Here is a 766-nt window from a genome sequence, read left to right as displayed (position 1 = left end):
AAGATAGGCCCAGTTGAGGAGAATAATATTTATGCTGATTTCTCATACACATTAAATTTAGGAGGCGAACACAAATTAGCATTTGGAATAAAAACGGGTCTTACTTTGCATAATGTAGGTTTGTTTGACGATGTTTATCCAACGTTACCCGATGCGAATGACCCTGCTTTTTCAGAAAACACGAGTAATTCGTATTTTAATATTGGATCAGGACTTTTCTATTATACGAATAAGTATTATTTAGGATTTTCGGTTCCTAATTTAATGAAGTCGAAACATTTAGATTTTAATGGAAGAGAATTTGGATCAGAAGTATCACATTACTTTTTAACAGGAGGATATGTGTTTGATATCAATGAGAATGTAAAATTCAAACCGTTTTTCATGATGAAATCGGCTTTTGAAGCTCCAACATCATTGGATTTATCAACGAATTTCTTGTTCAATCAGAAATTTGAGATAGGCGCTACCTACCGATTAGAAGACAGTTTTGGTGCGATGGTAAATTATGCGATTACCCCTAATTTGAAACTAGGCTACGCTTACGATCATATNGATAGGCGCTACCTACCGATTAGAAGACAGTTTTGGTGCGATGGTAAATTATGCGATTACTCCTAATTTGAAACTAGGCTACGCTTACGATCATATCGTATCAGATTTGAATGTAACAACACCATCATCACACGAGATTATATTGTTGTTTGATTTGAACTTCCCGAAAAAAGTATCAAGTTCACCAAGATTCTTCTAACCTAAACCGACT

1 pseudogene is annotated in these 766 nt (G+C 34.8%); it reads left to right on the top strand.

Annotated elements, in window-relative coordinates:
- Nucleotides 1-754, top strand: a pseudogene (locus OJ995_RS13495) (PorP/SprF family type IX secretion system membrane protein); the annotation flags it as partial.
- Between the last annotated feature and the right edge of the window lie 12 nt (nucleotides 755-766).

Origin of the sequence: Flavobacterium lacisediminis (genome assembly GCF_025909975.1) — a bacterium.
Classification (GTDB): Bacteria; Bacteroidota; Bacteroidia; order Flavobacteriales; family Flavobacteriaceae; genus Flavobacterium; species Flavobacterium lacisediminis.
Note: the sequence above shows the minus strand (reverse complement) of the source record. Positions and strands in the feature narration are given on the sequence as shown.